At 60.9% G+C, this 18,182-nt stretch carries 15 protein-coding genes and 1 pseudogene; 8 read left to right on the top strand and 8 right to left on the bottom strand.

Going from position 1 to position 18,182, the window contains the following annotated elements; translation table 11 throughout:
* Positions 1-282: hypothetical protein (locus ACT6UX_RS29390; RefSeq protein WP_444778699.1), on the top strand; the 282-nt coding region annotated here is incomplete at its 5' end.
* Between the two features lie 150 nt (positions 283-432).
* Here the strand turns inward: ACT6UX_RS29390 and ACT6UX_RS29385 are convergent.
* The 7 genes from ACT6UX_RS29385 to ACT6UX_RS29355 form a co-directional block, all read right to left on the bottom strand.
* Positions 433-1,998, bottom strand: coding sequence for a flavin-containing monooxygenase (locus ACT6UX_RS29385; protein ID WP_444778698.1), 1,566 nt, complete (start codon positions 1,996-1,998; stop codon positions 433-435).
* 528 nt (positions 1,999-2,526) lie between these two features.
* Complete coding sequence (locus tag ACT6UX_RS29380) at positions 2,527-3,048, bottom strand: Zn-ribbon domain-containing OB-fold protein (RefSeq protein WP_444778697.1); 522 nt, start codon at positions 3,046-3,048, stop codon at positions 2,527-2,529.
* A 17-nt stretch (positions 3,049-3,065) separates the two neighbouring features.
* Positions 3,066-4,322 carry a thiolase C-terminal domain-containing protein gene (locus tag ACT6UX_RS29375; protein ID WP_444778696.1) on the bottom strand — a complete coding sequence of 419 codons (1,257 nt, stop codon included), beginning with the start codon at positions 4,320-4,322 and terminating at the stop codon, positions 3,066-3,068.
* The gene (locus tag ACT6UX_RS29370) at positions 4,319-5,248 is read right to left on the bottom strand and encodes an alpha/beta hydrolase (protein ID WP_444778695.1); all 930 of its coding nucleotides are present in this window, start codon (positions 5,246-5,248) and stop codon (positions 4,319-4,321) included. Before ACT6UX_RS29370 ends, ACT6UX_RS29375 begins: the two co-directional genes overlap by 4 nt.
* A gap of 80 nt (positions 5,249-5,328) precedes the next feature.
* Complete coding sequence (locus ACT6UX_RS29365) at positions 5,329-6,774, bottom strand: flavin-containing monooxygenase (RefSeq protein WP_444778694.1); 1,446 nt, start codon at positions 6,772-6,774, stop codon at positions 5,329-5,331.
* Positions 6,775-6,789: 15 nt separating this feature from the next.
* On the bottom strand, positions 6,790-7,587 hold the full coding sequence (locus tag ACT6UX_RS29360; RefSeq protein ID WP_444778693.1) for an SDR family NAD(P)-dependent oxidoreductase: 798 nt from the start codon (positions 7,585-7,587) through the stop codon (positions 6,790-6,792).
* Positions 7,588-7,590: 3 nt separating this feature from the next.
* The gene (locus ACT6UX_RS29355; protein WP_444778692.1) at positions 7,591-8,685 is read right to left on the bottom strand and encodes an LLM class flavin-dependent oxidoreductase; all 1,095 of its coding nucleotides are present in this window, start codon (positions 8,683-8,685) and stop codon (positions 7,591-7,593) included.
* A 316-nt stretch (positions 8,686-9,001) separates the two neighbouring features.
* On the opposite strand from ACT6UX_RS29355, the gene ACT6UX_RS29350 reads away from it, so the two are divergent.
* The 7 genes from ACT6UX_RS29350 to ACT6UX_RS29320 all read left to right on the top strand — a co-directional run bounded on the left by ACT6UX_RS29350 (position 9,002) and on the right by ACT6UX_RS29320 (position 17,869).
* A complete protein-coding gene (locus tag ACT6UX_RS29350; protein WP_444778691.1) occupies positions 9,002-10,699 on the top strand; it encodes an N-acyl-D-amino-acid deacylase family protein in 1,698 nt (565 codons plus the stop codon).
* A gap of 343 nt (positions 10,700-11,042) precedes the next feature.
* A complete protein-coding gene (locus ACT6UX_RS29345) occupies positions 11,043-11,831 on the top strand; it encodes an ABC transporter ATP-binding protein (RefSeq protein WP_444778690.1) in 789 nt (262 codons plus the stop codon).
* Positions 11,828-13,783, top strand: coding sequence for an AMP-binding protein (locus tag ACT6UX_RS29340; protein ID WP_444778689.1), 1,956 nt, complete (start codon positions 11,828-11,830; stop codon positions 13,781-13,783). Before ACT6UX_RS29345 ends, ACT6UX_RS29340 begins: the two co-directional genes overlap by 4 nt.
* Positions 13,776-14,672 carry a branched-chain amino acid ABC transporter permease gene (locus ACT6UX_RS29335; protein ID WP_444778688.1) on the top strand — a complete coding sequence of 299 codons (897 nt, stop codon included), beginning with the start codon at positions 13,776-13,778 and terminating at the stop codon, positions 14,670-14,672. The genes ACT6UX_RS29340 and ACT6UX_RS29335 overlap by 8 nt, the downstream gene beginning before the upstream one ends.
* Before the next feature lie 4 nt (positions 14,673-14,676).
* A complete protein-coding gene (locus ACT6UX_RS29330) occupies positions 14,677-15,744 on the top strand; it encodes a branched-chain amino acid ABC transporter permease (protein ID WP_444778687.1) in 1,068 nt (355 codons plus the stop codon).
* Between the two features lie 65 nt (positions 15,745-15,809).
* Entirely contained in the window at positions 15,810-17,030 is a 1,221-nt protein-coding gene (locus ACT6UX_RS29325) for an ABC transporter substrate-binding protein (protein WP_444778686.1), read from the top strand.
* A 44-nt stretch (positions 17,031-17,074) separates the two neighbouring features.
* The gene (locus ACT6UX_RS29320) at positions 17,075-17,869 is read left to right on the top strand and encodes an ABC transporter ATP-binding protein (RefSeq protein ID WP_444778685.1); all 795 of its coding nucleotides are present in this window, start codon (positions 17,075-17,077) and stop codon (positions 17,867-17,869) included.
* Between the two features lie 86 nt (positions 17,870-17,955).
* Here ACT6UX_RS29320 and ACT6UX_RS29315 read toward each other — a convergent pair.
* Positions 17,956-18,123: pseudogene (locus ACT6UX_RS29315) on the bottom strand (transposase domain-containing protein); the annotation flags it as partial.
* Positions 18,124-18,182 lie beyond the last annotated feature (59 nt).

Genomic DNA, 18,182 nt, shown 5'->3' with positions numbered 1-18,182 from the left:
AGCTCCCTTGACCTCGCTGTCGGAAACTCGCCTCAGCGCCTCACCTCAGAGCAATGTGGCCTGAAAACACCGCTTACGCTGGTGCAGCTCGCCGGCAAGGTCCACCGGACGTGGATCGATGACAAGATGGCGTCGCTCTACAGCGACAAGGGGTGCCTAAGGATCGAAAGGATTCGTGATCGGCCTGCTGCTGCTCAAGCACATGTTCGGGGTGTCCAGAAGAGCGCCGTCTTTGGCACTACCCAGCGTCATCCTCGTCGAGGACGATCCGCGTTTGCGTGACAATCATCCCGACGCCCTCGCGGAGTGGGATGACGATCGCGCTGTTCCGTTCCCTCATACTCGACCTGGCCTCAGCGGTGAGCGCCCCGGCGCTCGCATCGTGCCGTCCGAATCGGCTTCGAACTCGAACGGCCAGTCCAAAGGTCAGTATCACGTGGTGGCAATGCCCAGCTCTCTCGCCTTGATCTGCAGCGCCAGCACCTTCGAGAAGATGCGGCACTGTGCCAGGCCGCCGGCCAGGAACCACAGGCCGGGCTGGCCGGTAGGCCGCCACATGCCGGCGAGTTCACCTTCCGCGTCGAAGCCCCAGACTGGGCCGATGCGGTCAGTGATCGCGTCGCCAAGGACGTGGCGTACTGCTTCCCTCTGCCCCTCGTAACCGGTGGCGAGCACGATCAAGTCGGCGGCCCGCACGGAGCCATCCCTCATGAGCGCGCCTTTAGCGCAGAAACGCTCGATGTCCGCGAACTGGATCAGGCCGACTCGACCTTCGACGATCATCTGCGAGCAGCCAGCGTCGAAGTAGTAACCGCCTCCGCGGTTTCCGTACATGATCTGCCAGCCCGTGCCGTCCGGGCCTGAGGTAAGCTTGAAGCCGCGCCTCTTGAGCCCCTCTAGCAACACTTTGTCGGCAACCGCGTTCTTCTCCGTAAGCCGTTGGTGCGAGCGACTGTAGATCGGGTACGGGAAGGAGGTGGCGAGGAGGTCGCAGTCCTCGAAAGAGATGTTCTCGTCGTAGAGGGCATAGGGCGCCTGCGCCTCCTTGAGGCTGACGACCAGGGTCGGACCGTTCTGGATGATCGAGACCTCGGTGGCACCGGACACGGAGAGGTCCTGGGCGACGTCGTGGCCCGACGTGCCGGTGCCCAGCACCAGCGCGCGCTTGCCCTTCCAATCCAGCCCGCTGCCGTAGTCGCCCGAATGGCGCACGGCGCCGCGGAACTCGTTGAGGCCCGGAAGGTCTGGCCACTTGGGGATCGTACTGACGCCATTGCAGAATATGACATGGCGCGGGTGCATGACGCGTTCGCCGCCGTCAGCCCGCCTCAGAGTAATGGTCCAGCGCTTGGCCGCGTCGTCATAGCGGGCGGCAGTGAGTTCCGTGCCGCTCCAGACGTTGAGCTCCATGGCCTCGGCATAGATCTCGAACCAGTTGGCCAGCATGTCCTTCGGCACGAAGACCGGCCAGGAGCGTGGGAACGGCATGTACGGAAAGTGATTCACGCGCGTCTCGTTGTGCAAGGTCAGCGCGTGATAGCGCCGCCGCCAGGAGTCGCCCAGCCTTTTCTCGCGGTCGATCGCAAGCGTGTCGACACCAAGCATGCCCAGGCGTGCCGAAACCATCAGCCCCGCCTGCGCTGCGCCCACCACCAGGACGGCAGGGTCGCGGTCAGCATAGGCGACGGCTCGTCGGCGGCGGTCGGCCCAGTTCTCGCCGCCGAAATTGCGCTTCCAGTCGACGTCCTGCCAGCGCTTGCCATTTGCCGGGTCTTCGTGGCCGCGTATCTCGTCGAGCGCGGTCATCAACGTCCAGGCACGCGGCGCGCCTCCCTCGGAAACCAGGCGCACGACGCCATTGCATGGACCGATGACGGTCTCGAAAGTAAAGATGGCCTCGATGGCCTTAGTCCCCGCACGCTCGATGTACCGCGGCGGCGTGCGGCCCTTTGCGAGCTCCAGGCCATGTGGCGCCGTGCGGGCCAATGAGGGAAGCATTCTGTGTGCGATTGCGCCCGGGCTTGACGTCGTATGCAGATTCCAAGTGAAAGCGAGGATGTCGCGCCAGTGGCACTCGTTGGCGAAGAGCGCCGCGATGCGAGCGCCATCGCGGCAGGCTAGTGCCGTCGCGAAATCGCCAAGCCAACGCTGGGCCGCCGACTTTGCCAAAGTTTCCGTCGCAGTCCCGTCCATTGGATTATCCCATGCTTACAAGCGTCACTGCCGAGGTGTCTTCGTTCTGAGCGAAAGTGTAGGCGCTGCGGTCACGGAACAACAGCAATCGAACCCGCACGATCCGTGGGGTGCTCATGCCAAATGCCGAGCCGCCAGTACGCGCGGTCATGGTATCGTTTGGAACTTGCCCCCGATCGACCGCGTGTCCTGGAAGGCAACGCCTGCGCGCGGACGGCGATCCATACGTGCTCTGACGGCAAAGGCGGCACGGATAAAATTCTCGACCTCGAAGACCTCCGGACCACTCCGGCGACCGCCGAACATAGCTTCCTATTCCATTTCTGCCTATCGTCACTCCTGCGGATAACGCCACGGCATGGGGGGGTGAAATGCAGCCTCGTCGATGGTCCATTGCGGCAGAGCGAGGCCCGGGCCCGCATCGGCAAAGACCATTCGGACCCGCGTGCCGATGCCGACGCGACGCACCATCTCCGGCGTCGCGAGCGTGCCATCCGGCGTCGCGAGGTTGCCGACGACGCGCAAGGCTTCGTGCTCGCTGGGTTGGCACTTCTGCGTATCGAGGTCGACCAAGAGGATGAGATAGGGCGTGTGGGCCTTGAAGGCCGGCTGAATGGCGTGATGGACCTCGGTGTAGGAGTGGACGGCGCCGCGACCCTCGACCGGCACCCACTCCGATTTCGGGCTGGCGCACCACGGACAGGCCGTGGTTGGCGGATAGCGCAGCAGGCCGCAGGCTCCGCATTTCTGGAGATGGAAGTCATGCGCCGCACAGTGCTTGAAATACGCAAGGTTCTCGACATCGAGGTCGTTGATGTCGAGCGGCATGCCGAGATATTTGGCTTGGATCGCCATGGTCGTGTCCCATTCCCTCAGTCGCGCCGCATCACCATGGCCGAGCCCGTCCCCGGATTCGCCCAGCCCATATTGGCCGTCACTTCGCACTTCTTGACCTGCCGGCAACCGCCCTCGCTGTAGTCGTAGGTATGCTGGCGCTTGCCGTCGGGGCCCACGGGACATGAATCGTCGGCATCGTGGCGCAGCTGGCGCACGTTCTCGATCACCATGTTCAGGCCGTGCGTATAGCCCTCGCACAGATGGCCGCCGCTGGTGTTGTTGGGCCGCCGCCCGCCGAGCCGGATCGTCCCGTCGCTGACATAGGCGCCGCCTTCACCCTTCTTGCAGAAGCCGTAATCCTCGAGTTGCAGCATGGTTGTGAAGGTGAAGGCGTCGTACGAGCCGGTGACGTCGACATCCTCCGGTCCAACCCCGGCGTTGGGCCACAGGATCTCGCGGGCATAGCGACCGGCGACGGTCGAGATCGGTCCGTGCTGGTAGTGCATGTCGAGGCGCGGCTTGCTGCAGCGGCCGACGACGCCGCGGATCAACGTACGCGGATGGCGGCAGTCGCGCGCCCGCTCCGCGCTGGCTACCACGAGAGCCGTGCCGTTGTCGGTCTCGACGCAGCAATCCAGCAAATGGAGCGGCTTGCAGATGATACGGCTGGCAAGCACGTCGGCGACACTGACCCGCTCCCTGTAGAAGGCCTTTGGGTTGTTCGAAGCGTGTTCGCTGTGGATCGCCTTGACGGCGGCGACCTGCTCAGGCCGTGTGCCGTAGTCGTGCATATGGCGCATGAACGTCGGGCTGAACATCTGACCTGCGCTCTGCCAGCCATAGCTGCGACTATGCAGCATGTCACCCGAGACGGGTGCCGCGGCACGCGCGCCGGTGCCGCCGATGCGCACCTGCGAGAAACCGTTCATGGCGCGAAAGATCACCACGACCTTGCACATGCCGGCTTCTATCAGGCCCATCGCCATGCCGACCAAGGCTTCCGTGGAGGAGCCGCCGCCGAACACGTCCATGTAGAAGTTGGCGCGGATGCCGAGGTCGCCGGCGATGAAGGTCGAGAAGGTTGAATCGCCCGACTGGTAGGACAGCATGCCATCGACGTCGGATGGTTTCAGGCCGGCATCCTCTATCGCGTTGCGCACCGCCCACGTCCCCAGCGCGCGCGTCGTCTTGCCCGAGCCTCGCGTGTAGGTCGTCTCGCCGACACCGACGATGGCGTACTTGTCGCGCAGATGCTTCGGGCTGGTGGCATCGGTCTCGGCCGGCAGCGTCATGACGTCCTCCTCCTATTTTCAGCTTTCGTTGGCGCCTGTTGCTCCATCCAGACGGTCTTGAGAAACGCGCCGACCTGCGCAATGGCAGCTTTGGCTATTTCGAGACGTGGCCAGAACCAGTGCCAAACGTGAGGGACCCTCTCAAACATTTCCAGAGTGACATCCACACCTGCTGCCCGCGCTGCGTCGGCGAGCCCCAGCGAATCAGACGCCAGCATTTCGGAAGTGCTTGCGTGTATCAACATTGGAGGCAGGCCGCGAAGATCCGCGAACCGTGGTGATGCCAAGGGATGGGTTGCCGGATTGGCTCCAAGATAGGACGACGCGTAGGCTACGATGTCTTCAGTCTTTACGAGTGGATCGCTGATTGTAGCGGCGGACGCTGCAATGGTGTTGCACGTCAAATCAACCCAGGGAGATAAACAAACCGCGGCCGCAGGCATGGCATCACCGGCACCAAGAGCGGCGACTAGTGTCGCCACAGTAAGGCCGCCTCCGGCCGAGTCGCCCACGACGGCCAATCGCTGAGATCCGATGTCCTGGAGAAGCAGGCGATACGCGGCGACGGCGTCGTCGACCGCGGCGGGGAACGGGTGCTCGGGGGCGAGGCGATAATCAAGCAATAGTACATTGGCACTTGCTGCAATCGCTATCGCGGCGGCCAGATGTCTGTGCGATCGAGGAGATCCGATCACATATCCGCCGCCGTGTAGATATAGAATAGTGCGGCCGTCGACTGGATGCTCCGGTTCGACCAGCTCTCCGATCAATCCATTGCGCTCCCAGAGTCGAATCGTCGCGCCAACCGGCAGGGCAAAGGCTCGCTCGGCGCGGTCGTAGGCCGCGCGCCGTTCCGCCACGGTCGCGCTAGACATTGACGGCTGCTTGCGAAGGAACGACATCAATGCTGTCAAATCATCATCCATCGCTTAACCTCCTTGGGAAGTTTCGATGCGGGTGGGCCTGTGCTTCTGCGGCCAGGTCACCTTTCGGCCGTTGGTCAAATTCAAGCCGCGAGGTCGAAATCTTCGAGATCGGGCTTCTGCATTTCGGCGCGAAAGCGGTCGAAGCTCCACGGCCAGAGCGCGGGGTTGCCGTTGCGGTCGAGATACCAGCTCTTGCAGCCGGACACCCAGACCGTGCCTTTCATGGCCTCGCGCAGGGCAGCATTGAAGCGTGCGGACGCCGCTGCGTTGGGTGCCACGGCGCGGCACTTACCGTCGCATACCAGGTCAACGAGCTGCAGGATGTAATCGATCTGCAGCTCGGAGATCATGATTACCGAGAAATTGCCGATCGGGCTGTTGGGTCCGACCAGCATGAAGAAGTTGGGGAAGCTCGGCACCGCGACCGAGCGGTAGGCCTCGTTGGCGACAGCCCAGGCGTCGGCCAGCCGCCGACCGCCCTCGCCCACGACCTCCATCGGCCGCACGAAGGCATGGCCGTCGAACCCGGTCGCCAGCACCAGCACGTCGAGCTCGTGCAGCATGCCATCCTTGGTCCGCACGCCGGCCGCCTCGATCCGCCCGATACCGTCGGTCAATAGCTCGGCGTTGGGTTTCTGCATCGCCGGGTAGAACGTGTCGGACATGATGAGGCGCTTGCAGGCCGCTCGATAGTTGGGCGTCAGCTTCCGTCGCAGCTTGAGGTCGGGGACGTTCTCCTCAAGGTTGGCGCGGCAGGCATCCTCGATCTTCTGCAGCTCATTCTGGTCACCCACCACGGCGCGGGCGAAGGTGTCGACGAAACGCTGCGCCCAGAAATCGTAGGATTGCCGCAGCCTCTCGGGCGAGCCGAGATACATCGCCTTCTCGTCCTCGCTGTAGGCCGGATTGGCGAGCGGCAGCACCCACTGCGCGGTGCGCTGAAATAGCTTCACTTTGGCTACGCTGTCGACGATGGCCGGCACGATCTGGAGGCCCGTCGAGCCAGTGCCGACGATGCCGACCCGCTTGCCTTCGAGCGCGACCGAATGATCCCAGCGCGCGGAATGGAAACAAGGGCCCTCGAAGTCCTTGAGGCCTGCGATGTCGGGATAGGCCGGGTGATGCAGCACGCCGGTGGCCGCGATGACGAAATCGACCGTGTCGGTCGTGCCGTCCTGAACCGAAAGATGCCAGCGCCGGTCGCGATACTCGGCGCGCGCGATCTCGCTGTTGAAGCGGAAGTGTTTGGTCAGTCCATACTTCGCGGCGACGCCCTCGAAATATCCCTGGATCTCTGCGCCCGGCGAGAAGCGGCACGTCCAGTCGCCCTTGAGTTCAAAGGAGTAGGCATAGACGTGGGAGGGCACATCGCAGGACAGGCCGGGATAGGTATTGTCGCGCCAAGTGCCGCCCAGACCGGCGGCCTTTTCGTAGATCGTGAAATCCTCGATGCCACGTTGCTTGAGCTTGATGGCCGCGAGCATGCCGGACATGCCCGCGCCGATGATCGCAAAACGCTTGCGCATGCTGTCACCTTTCATTCAGCCGGGCGTCGCATACCCACCGCTCACGCTCAGTACTTGCCCAGAAACATGTCCCGCCATGCTGGGCGAGGCGAAGAACAGCACCGCGTTGGCAATGTCCTCAGCCCGACCAATCTTGCCGAGCGGGATCACCCTTCTGGCTTTCTCCACTTGTTCATCGGAAAAGAAGGCGTCGCGGCCGATCCACAGGCTGTTGGTGCCAATCTCTTTCGACGCCGCCGGCAAGACTAGGCCTGGAGCCACGACATTGCACCGGATGCCATGGCGGCCGTACTCCTTTGCAATTGCCTTCATGAAAGTGTTTATGCCGGCCTTTGCTGCTCCATAAACCGTTTCCCGAGCCTCGCCAAAGCTGGCATCCGAGCTGACAGAAACAATCGTGCCTCCACCGGCATCGACAAGCCGAGGCAACGCGGCTTGGGTGCACAGGATTGTCGAAACCAAGTTGACCTCGATCAGCCGCCGCCAGTGTTTCGTCGACTGCCGAGCGAAAACTGACGGACGATCCCAACCGACGTTGTTGATCAGGACATCCAGGCGTCCGTGTTCGGTCATGGCGCGCCCGATGAGCGCGTTTACGTCTTCTTCCTTAGTCACATCCGCTGCTTGGAAGATGACCCGCCCTTTACCCTGCTTGGTGGCGTCTTTCAGTGTTCGCTGTGCCTGCTCTTCATCGATGTCGCCGAAAACGACATTGGCGTTTTCTCGAGCGAAGGCAAATACGATAGCGCGTCCAATATTGGACGCGCCGCCGGTTACCAGTACGGATTTGCCGCCAAGACCGATGTCGACCATTGGCTAGTCAGCCGCGATAGCCAAGGGCATCCCAACGGATGCACCCACGTCCAAGGCCTGAAGACGCGGAAGAACCTCCTTTGCGAACAGGCGCATATTCGCCTGAGCTATGTCGTGCGGCATTCCGCCGAAACTGAAAATCCCAATGAATCCGCCACAATCGGTTAACCGTTGATAGTTTAGCATCTGCTCGTAGACTTGGTGTGGTGTTCCGCGCACCTGTAGGTCAGCAAGGAAATTCACAAAAGCATCGACGCCATGTTTTTTTATGTTTTGCGCCAGAGCGCCGTAATACTCATACCCCTTGATGTCGGCGAGGCCCTCGTTGTGGAACTCGTAATGTTCGAGCGCTGAGCGGCTATAGCCTCGCGCATACTCTTCATGCATCGCGTCGGCCACTTTCGCGTCCTCATTGCAACAGATGAAGCACGCCAAAATCGGCTTGGGGGGTTCAGCGCCATTATGGATTTCGCGATAGATTTCCCGATATGCATTGAGCTCTGCAATCGTCTTATCCCAAGGCTTCTGCGCAATAATTAACAGACCGACACCTAGCTGCGCCATGATTCGAGCGGATTCAGGTGACACCGCGGAAGCGTAGACCCGTCCCTTGAAGGTGGAGTGAGGGGAGGGGCGAATGGCGGTCTTCGGCTGCCGGTAGTAGTTGCCGGCACTTTCAATCCACCCTGTTTCGAGGGCACCAAGGATCGCCTCGGAGTATTCCACGAAGCGCTGTCGGGACTCCCCCATGGTCGCTCGAAAGCCATCGAATTCAATACGCCCAAGCCCACGTCCGATACCGAGGATCGCCCGGCCATCGGAGACGTGATCGAGTACGGCCACTTCCTCTGCCAGACGAACCGGATCGTGCCATGGAAGCACCATGACCATGGATCCGAGTCGAACTCGCTTGGTGCGGCCAGCCATATACGTCAGGAACTGCGCAACATTCGGGCACATTGTGTAGTCGTCGAAGTGGTGCTCGGCGGCCCAGATCGAATCGAAGCCAAGAGGTTCGGCGAGATCTGCCATGGCCAGCTCATGACGATAGACCTGACGATCGGACAAACCAGACAGGTTTTGGAAGAATGTACTCATCCCTACATGCATCTTGGCGTTTCCTCGGCCGTGGGTCGCTGGTCAAACAAGAAAATACACGCTCTCTCTGAAGCTCTGTCGACAGTTCATTTCCAAGAAGGTGACGAGGATGCACTGACTAGACTCTTGGCAATTTCTAGTATTAGTTAGAATTGATGGAGGCCGCAACGCCAATTCCGGTACGCCAGAGCGAATGCTGCGGTCCTTCGCTGGCGCGGAAGGATTTGGAGGCTAGGCAACGGTTTATGTCCCAACAGTCCTGCGCTGCCCGATCGGCGCGTTCCAGCTAAGACCAGTACGGCGAGGAGTGCACAATATGGACTACGACCTGAAGATTGTCGGTGGCTGCATTGTAGACGGCACGGGGCGCGAGCGATTCCGTGGTGACATTGCCATAAAGGATGGGCGGATCGCCGCCATTGGCGAGATTTCCGGCAAAGGCGCACAAACGATCGACGCTGGCGGATTGATTGTAGCGCCGGGATTCGTCGACATTCACACCCACTACGATGCCCAGATCATGTGGGATCGGATGCTTAGCATCTCGCCTTGGCATGGCGTCACGACGGCCGTGATGGGGAATTGTGGTTTCGGCGTTGCGCCGACGCGGCCGGAGCATCGCGGTCTGATTCTCCGGACCCTGGAAAAGGTCGAGGGCATGAGCGTCGAGGCGCTGGAAGCGGGGCTTGGGAAGACTTGGCCTTTCGAATCGTTTCCTCAGTACCTCGACGCGATTGAACGGCAAGGCAGTGCGATCAATGTTGCCGTTCTTGTCGGCCACACGCCGGTGCGCTTCTACGTCATGGGCGAGGAGGCGACCGAAAGACATGCGCGCCCGGATGAGCTGGCGCGCATGCGGGAACTTGTCCGGGAGGCCCTAACCGCCGGCGCGATCGGATTTGCCACATCGAAGGCTGCAACCCACGTCGGCTACGGCGGCAGGCCGGTGCCGAGTCGGGCTGCGGAAGTGTCGGAAATTTTCGCGCTGGCCGGGGTGTTGGGCGAGGTCGGCAGCGGAATTTTCCAGGCGACTGTCGGTAAAGAGCTGTTCTTGGACGAGTTCGCGCAAATCGCACGAGCAACTGGTCGCCCCGTGACTTGGACAGCAATGCTTACAGGCCTTTCACTTGGATCCGGTGATCACCGGGAGCAGCTTCGGCGATCCGAGGAGTTGGCGGCGGAGGGATTGCCAATCTTTCCACAAGTAACGCCGCGTGCTCTCATGTTTGACTACCAGTTCAAACAACCTTTTCTCTTCGAACCGATGTCCTTGTTCAAGCCGGTTGCTGCAGCAGATCTGGACGCCAAACGTCGCATCTATGCCGATCCTAGCTTTCGAGCTGGATTCGCCGAACTGATGGAGCGGGGCGCAAGAGAGTCTTTTCGGTCCGCTTTCGCAAAGACGATTATCTCGCAGTTCGGTCCCGATCCAAAGTTGGAGGAGCGATTGCTGATTGATGTTTCGCGGGAGCGAAAGGTCAAACCGACCGATATGGCACTCGATCTCGCCTTGGCGACAAACCTGGAGGCGCGGTTCCGTATGCCGGTGGCAAACCATGACGAAGCCGAAGTTGAACGATTGCTGAAGAGTGCGTGCACGGTGATCGGTTTGTCAGACGCCGGTGCCCATGCAAGTCAACTCTGCGATGCGTGCTTGCCGACTTATCTGCTTGGCCATTGGGTTCGTGAGAAGGGCGCACTGCCGCTCGAAGAGGCGGTTCGTAAGCTAAGCAGCCGTCCGGCCGAGGTTTTTGGACTTTCGGATCGCGGCTTGATTGCCTTGGGCCGGCCTGCGGATATTGTAGTGTTTGACCCGACGACGATCGGCAGTGGCAAGATTCGCCGGATCTTTGACCTTCCCAGTGGTGCAGACCGTCTTGTTGCCGACGCGGTAGGCGTCGAGGCCGTGGTTGTGAATGGTAAAGTGGTGAGGCAATCCAACCATGACACCTTCAACTCCTCGGCATCAGTAATGCCAGGACGTCTCTTGCGGCATGGTCGAGCGGATGCATAGAGGATGATGTGATCGCTTTCAGCGAGCAGGCGGCCAGTGTCGCTTGCATCGTCCGAGAGCGGAGCCGGTCCAAGCTTGGGATTCATATTTATCTTGTTGACGGCCCTTGTTTATCGCCAGTAGGCTCCCCGAAAATCAAACAGTCACTAGAAAAAGTGAAATCGATGCTCAGGGATGGCGCTTCGGACGCGGTTACTCATTCGATGCATGCGTGGTCGTGCTGGGTTTGGCGGCAAGCGTACCATTGTGAAGTGTTGTGTCCCGCTGCTCAGTGGGCACGTCTACGGCCACATAGACCTGAAGATAGCTGATCTGCGGTGAAGGCGTCGAGAGGTATGATAAGGTGGACGACATTTCGATCCTAGGCATTGCTGATTTGTCCAAGCGGTTTGGCGGCGTCATCGCCGTCGAGGACGTTTCGGTTGAGGTGCCGCGCGGCGGTATCGTTTCCATCATCGGCCCCAACGGCGCGGGCAAGACATCTTTGCTCAACATGATCTCGGGTTTCTACAAGCCCGACACCGGCCGGGTCCTCCTAGAAGGCCGGGACATTACTCAGAAGAAGCCCAGCGATATTGCTTCCTTGGGTATCGCTAGGACCTTCCAAAACATCGCCTTATTCAGCGGCTTGACCGTTCTCGACAATCTGATGCTGGGCCGCCACGTGCGGATGAAAGCGGGTGTGCTGTCGAGCGTCATCTATTGGGGTATGGCGCAGAAGGAGGACATCGCCCATCGCGAGGCGATCGAGGAAATCATCGAGTTCCTGAAGCTGCAGGACTTGCGCAAGCAGCCGACCTCGGCTTTGGCTTATGGGCTGCGCAAGCGTGTCGAGTTGGGCCGGGCACTGGCGTCTGAACCCAAGGTGTTGCTGCTCGATGAGCCGATGGGCGGCATGAATCAGGATGAGAAGGAGGACATGGCCCGTTATGTCCTGGATGTGAACCAGGAACGCGGCGTGACCGTCGTCCTGATCGAACACGATATGGGCGTAGTGATGGATATTTCTGACAAGGTTGTGGTGCTCGACCGCGGGCGGCGTATTGCCTCTGGTACGCCTGACGAGGTGCAGCGCGATTCTCAGGTGATCAAAGCCTATCTGGGCACGAGCAAGGGTGGCGGAAGGACATGAGCCTGGTCAACTCATCTCAAACCGATACTCTCCCCAAGCTGGTCAAGTACAACGCCGCGACCACCCCGCTTGGCGCCGGCATGCGAGAGAAGACCCGCGGCGTCTGGCAGACTTATAGCTGGGCCGAGTATCGCGACCAGGTGCGCGACTTCGCACTTGGGTTGGCGTCGCACGGCTTCGGGCGCGGCGACAGGCTTTCGGTGATCGGCGACAACCGGCCGCAGCTCTACTTTGCGCAACTCGCTGCCCAGGTCTTGGGTGGCGTATCGGTGCCGGTTTACCAAGACTCGATCGCGTCGGAACTCGCCTTTGTTCTCAACCACGCTGAAACGTCGGTGATCGTCGCCGAGGACCAGGAGCAGGTCGACAAGGCGCTGTCGTTGAAAGACAAGCTGCCGCTACTGCGCTTGATTGTGTTCGACGATCCGCGCGGCCTGTGGGCTTACGACGATCCGATCCTGCGCTCGTTCGAGAGCGTGCTCGAAGCCGGGCGTGTTTTTGGCGCTGCGAATCCGAGCTTCTATGAGGCCGAGCTGACAAAGGGAAAAGCCGACGATACGGCGATGATTGCCTACACGTCGGGCACGACAGGAACTCCCAAGGGCGCCATGCTCACTCACCACAACATGATCGCCACGGCTGAAGCGTTCATCGAGGTGAACGACGTAAAGTACGGCGACAATTGGCTCTCCTACCTGCCTATGGCTTGGGTGGGCGATACGACCTTCACCTTGGGCATGGCCCTCGTGGCGCGGCTCACCGCCAATTGCCCCGAGAATCCCGAGACTGTGCAGCGCGACCTGCGTGAGCTCGGGCCCAACGTCATGCTAGCACCGCCTCGTATCTGGGAGAGCATGCTAACGCAGATGCAGGTCAAGAGTGTCGATGCCACGCCCTTCAAGCGTCGCATCTTCGATTATTTCCGGGGCTTGGCCGAGCGCTGCGAATTGGACCGCTCCGACGGCAAGTCGCCGTCGCTCGCAGACCGACTGGGGCTGGCGCTGGGCGAAGTGCTGGTCTATGGCCCGGTGCGCGACCAACTGGGGCTGCGCAACGCACGCTGGTGCTACACCGGCGGTGCGCCGCTCGGTCCCGACACGTATCGCTTCTTCCGTTCATTCGGCGTCAACTTGAAGCAGGTCTACGGCGCCACCGAAGCGACGGCGCTGATCGCTTGCCAGGCTGATGCGGAGACCAATCCCAATACGGTCGGTCGCCCCATACCCCGCATCGAGATAAAGATTGACGACCGAGGCGAGGTCATGCTGAAGGGCCCGAACGTGTTCGTCGGCTACTTCAAGCAGGAGGAAGCGACGCGGGACACGCTTACGCTCGATGGCTGGCTGAAGACAGGCGATGCCGGGTTCTTCGACAAGCAGGGCCACCTCGTCATTGTCGACCGGGCCAAGGATGTGGGAAAGCTCTCCGACGGCTCGGCGTTCGCTCCGCAGTTCATCGAGAACAAGCTGAAGTTTAGCCCGTTCATCCGCGAGGCCGTCGCCTTTGGCGATCGGCGGCCATTCGTGGCGGCGATGATCGCCATCGACATCCAAACAGTGGGCTCGTGGGCTGAGAAGAAGGGCCTCGCCTATACGAGCTACATCGACCTCAGCCGTAAGCCCGAGGTCGCCGCGCTGATCGGCGCCGAGATCGCCAAGGCCAATGCGACCCTGCCCGATATCCAGCAGGTAAAACGCTATCTGCTGTTGAACAAAGAACTCGAAGCCGACGACGCCGAGATGACGCGCACACGCAAGGTGCGGCGCAAGTTCGTCGCCGAGAAATATGTCGCCGTCATCGAAGCATTCTATGGCGGCCAGGACCAGGTCGACTTGACCATGGACATTACTTTCGAAGATGGCCGCCGCTCGACGATCAATTCGACTATCGCAGTCCACGATATGAACGGGTGCGCCGAGGCGTCCGGCCGTCTGAGGAGTGGGGATGTCTGAGGATCTGGGTTTCGCTTTCGCGCTGCTGCTGAACGGCGTCTCGATCGGATTGATGTATTCGTTGATCGCGCTGGGATTTGTGCTGGTCTACAAGGCGACCGACGCGATCAATTTCGCCCAGGGCGAGTTCGTCATGCTGGCTGGGCTCATCGTGGCACTGGCACTCTCCTATGCAGGAATGCCGCTGATCGGTGCTATTGGGATCACACTGGCGACGATGATCGCCTTCGGCTTTGGTCTCGAACGCGTCGTGTTGCGGCCGCTACTCGGTCGACCCGTCGTGGCGGTAATCATGGCGACTATCGGTTTGGCCGCCATGTTGCGCGGCCTGGGGCCGGTGATCTTCGGCAGCGAGACTAGGGCGGTGTCGCTGCCGATCGGTGACGAGCCGATTGTCTTCGGCCCTGCCAGCCTGCCGCCGATCCAGGTCGCGGGCGCGGTGGTGGCGATTTTTTTCTTCGTGGCATTCAGTTGGTTTTTCAAGAGGAGCCGGATGGGCGTCGCCATGCGGGCGGTGGCCGACAACCAGCAGGTGGCTCAGGCGATGGGCATTAACGTCGAGCGCTATTTCGCGCTCGCCTGGGCGATGGCTGGCGTCGTGTCGGCCTTGGGCGGCATCGTCTGGGGCAGCATGCTGGGTGTCGATGTGCACTTGGCATTGGTCGGGCTAAAGGTGTTCCCAGTGGTGATCCTGGGCGGTCTCGATTCGATCGGCGGTGCGCTGGTCGGCGGCCTGATCATCGGCATCGTTGAGAGCTTGGCCGCCGGATACCTAGATCCCTATGTCGGCGGCGGAACCAAGGACTTCGCGCCTTATGTGCTGATGATCCTTGTACTGATGATCCGGCCCTACGGCATCTTCGGTAAACGCAAGATAGAGCGCGTGTAGTTCCATGTTTCACCGTGAATCCGGAGTCTTCAAGACGACCTATCGCGCCGACATGGCGCTCTATCCGCTGCCGATCGCCAAGTGGACTGTCGCCGTGCTTGCGCTGCTCTTTGTGGTGATCGTGCCGCTCACAGTCCACGAATACTACCTCTCTATCCTCAATCTGATCTTCATCGCCATCGTGGGCGCGCTCGGGCTGAACATTCTCGTGGGTTACACCGGCCAGATTTCATTGGGGCATGGCGCCTTCATGTCGGTCGGCGCTTACACCGCAGCCAACCTTGCGGTGAAGCTAGATCTGCCGTTCTGGATCACGCTGCCGGCGGGGGGGCTGATGGCGGCGGCGATCGGCGTCGTCGTCGGCATGCCGAGCTTACGCATCAAGGGCCTCTACCTCGCCATCGCTACGCTAGCGGGGCAGCTCATCATCGAGTGGACTATCAACCACGTGCCGGCGATCTCGGGCGGCGCGCAGGCTTCGATCCAGATCGACCGGCCTAGTCTGTTCGGCTTTAGCTTCAATACCCAAGGCAGCCTCTATTTCTTCCTGCTGTTCTTCGCCGTGCTGGCTATCGTGGCGACGCTCAACCTGGTGCGCAGCCGCATCGGCCGGGCGTTCGTGGCGGTGCGCGACCAGGACATCGCGGCCGAGATCATCGGCATCGACATCTATCGCTACAAGCTGATGGCGTTCGCGATCTCTTCCTTCTATGCCGGGGTCTGCGGCGTGCTCTACACCTACTATTTCGGCATCGCCAATTACGAGCAGTTCCAGCTCATCGTCTCGATCGACTACCTCGCCATGATCATCATCGGCGGGCTGGGCTCAGTTTTGGGGTCGATTTTCGGGGCACTGTTCGTAACCTTATTGCCGATTGTACTTCGTATCGTACTTGAGAATTTTGGCTCGCTGTTCTTCACTGAGTCTGAGATGGCGAACGTCATCTCCGGAGTGCGGCTAGGCGTGTTCGGCGGCCTGATTATCCTTTTCCTGATCGTCGAGCCTGAAGGGCTCAATAGATTGTGGCGGAATATCCGGAGCTACTTCCGGGTTTGGCCCTTCTCCTACTAGAGCGGGGCGTTACGGCGAAGCGAAGGGAGAAACCCATGACGAGGTTCGCTAGGAGTTGGCTGGGAATGTCGGCGATAGCTGGCTCCCTGATGTTCGGCGGAGGCCAAGCCTTCGCGCAGAAGGAACTGGTGTTCGGTCTCCAGTGCGATCGAACTGGTGTGACGGCCACAGTGGGCGTCAACCTTTGCCCAGGTTATCACGACTACATTGCCCTGGTGAACAGCAAGGGCGGGGTCGAGGGTTACAAGATCAAGGTTCTCGAGGTCGACAACGAGTATAAGGTGCCGCCCGCCATGGAAGCGCACGAGCGCTTCAAGAAAGAGGGTGCGGTCCTCGAGGGGCTCTTCGGAACCGCGTCGACGATGGCTTTGACCAAGAAGCTAGAGGAGGACAAGATTCTCGGTACGTCTCCGGGCTTCGGATCCGCCTCGGCTGCGGACGGCAAGCGCTTCCCTTATTCCTTCCCGATCGCCGCCAGCTACTGGTCGCAAGCCGGTGCTGCGGTGGCATTCGCCAAGGAGAAGCTGGGCGGGAGTCTCAAGGGTAAGAAGATCGCTTACCTTTTCTTTGACAACCCAGCGGGCAAGGAGCCGATGCCGATCTTCGAGGAACTCGCTAAGTCCGAGGGGTTCGAATTGCGGACCTTCGCGGTGCCCGCACCAGGTCTAGAGATGGGGGCGCAAGTCCTTGATATCACCAGCCGCTTCAAGCCGGACTTCGTCATCACCCACCTGTTCGGCCGCTCGCCGTCGGTCTCCATCAAGGAGCTGAAGGGCAAGGGCTATCCGCTGAGTAAAGTCGTCGCCTTCGTGTGGGGTAGCGCCGAGGCCGACATCATCGCGGCCGGCGGCATGGGCGTCGCTGAAGGCTACAATGGCATCCAGTTCGCTGGCGTCGGCAAGGACTTCCAAGTTATCAAAGACATCGAGGCCATGTACAAGGCGCAGGGTAAGCCTGTGCCGAAGGAAATGGACTCGACAGTGTACTACAACCGCGGCGTCTTCGTTGCAGCCTTGCACGTCGAGGCGGCCCGCAATGCGATCAAGGCCAAGTCTGGCGCGGTGCCGAACTCGGAAGAGGTCAAGAAGGGCATGGAAGCGATCAAGGGCTTCACCCTGGGCGGCCTGGTGCCGCCGATGGAGATCACGCCCGCTGATCACGAAGGTGGCGGATGGGTCCAGATTTGGACAGTCAAGGGCGGAAAGCTCGTCCGGACTAAGGACTGGTTTCAGGGGTATCGCGAGATCATCCAGAAGCATCTCGCGGCAGAAGCCTCAAAGTCCTGAACGAAGGAGCGCGCGGGCGGCGGGAAACCGCTGCCCGACACCCCATGCTGGCAATCAACAACATCGAAGTCGTCTACGACCGCGTCATTCTCGTCCTCAAGGGCGTGTCGATCGACGTGCGCGAAGGTGCCATCACGACCCTGCTGGGCGCCAATGGCGCCGGCAAGACGACGACGCTGAAGGCGATCTCCGGCGTGCTGCACAGTGAGCGCGGCGAGGTCACCAAGGGTACGATCCAGATCGGCGACCGTCGCATTGACGGCATGCGTGCGCACGATGTCACGCGGCTCGGTCTCGCCCAGGTTTTCGAGGGCCGGCGCGTGTTCGAACATCTGACCACGGAGGAGAACCTGATTGCCGGCGGCCACGTCCGGAAGGACGGCAGTGCGGTGAAGCAGGGAATCGAACTGGTCTATACGTATTTCCCGCGGCTCAAGGAGCGGCGGAATCAGCAATCCGGCTACCTTTCGGGCGGCGAACAGCAGATGCTGGCGATCGGCCGGGCATTGATGAGCCGACCCAAGGTCGTGCTGCTGGACGAGCCGTCGCTCGGCCTTGCGCCCATGCTGGTCGAAGAGATCTTTGGCATCGTCAGTCGCTTGGTCCAGCAGGAGAAACTTTCGGTCCTCTTGGTTGAGCAGAATGCCACCATGGCGCTCGCGGTCGCCGATCACGGCTACGTCATGGAGAACGGTCGCATCGTGCTCGAAGGGCCGGCCGACAAACTGCGCGATAACTCCGACATCAAGGAATTCTACCTCGGCCTCAACGAGGGCGGCGCGCGCAAGTCTTACCGCGACACCAAGCACTACAAACGACGCAAGCGCTGGCTGTCGTAGTGCGAGGCCTCCACAGGGTTCACCCTGAAAAGGCGTATATACTGAATCTCGATTAGGTGGGGGCGCCTGAATCGTAAGGGTCGTTTTCAGGCCACGGCCTTGAGCACTTGCGGAGTGGCGTAGGCCCATGGCAGCAGGTCGTCGAGACGGCGGTTGGGATGGCCCTCGATGATGCGGGTGATGACGTCGGCGAGGTATCGATAAGGCTCGATGTCGATCAGCTTGCAGGTCGCGATCCTGCAGCTCAGCCGCGCTTAGCCGCAGGATCGCGTCCTGCACGCCGGGCCAGCGGAACTTGCCGTCCTCCAGCCGC

This window comes from Reyranella sp. (genome assembly GCF_052439685.1).
Taxonomy (GTDB): domain Bacteria; phylum Pseudomonadota; class Alphaproteobacteria; order Reyranellales; family Reyranellaceae; genus Reyranella.
The sequence above is the reverse complement of the archived record's forward strand: the minus strand, read 5'-3'. Positions and strand labels throughout refer to the sequence as shown.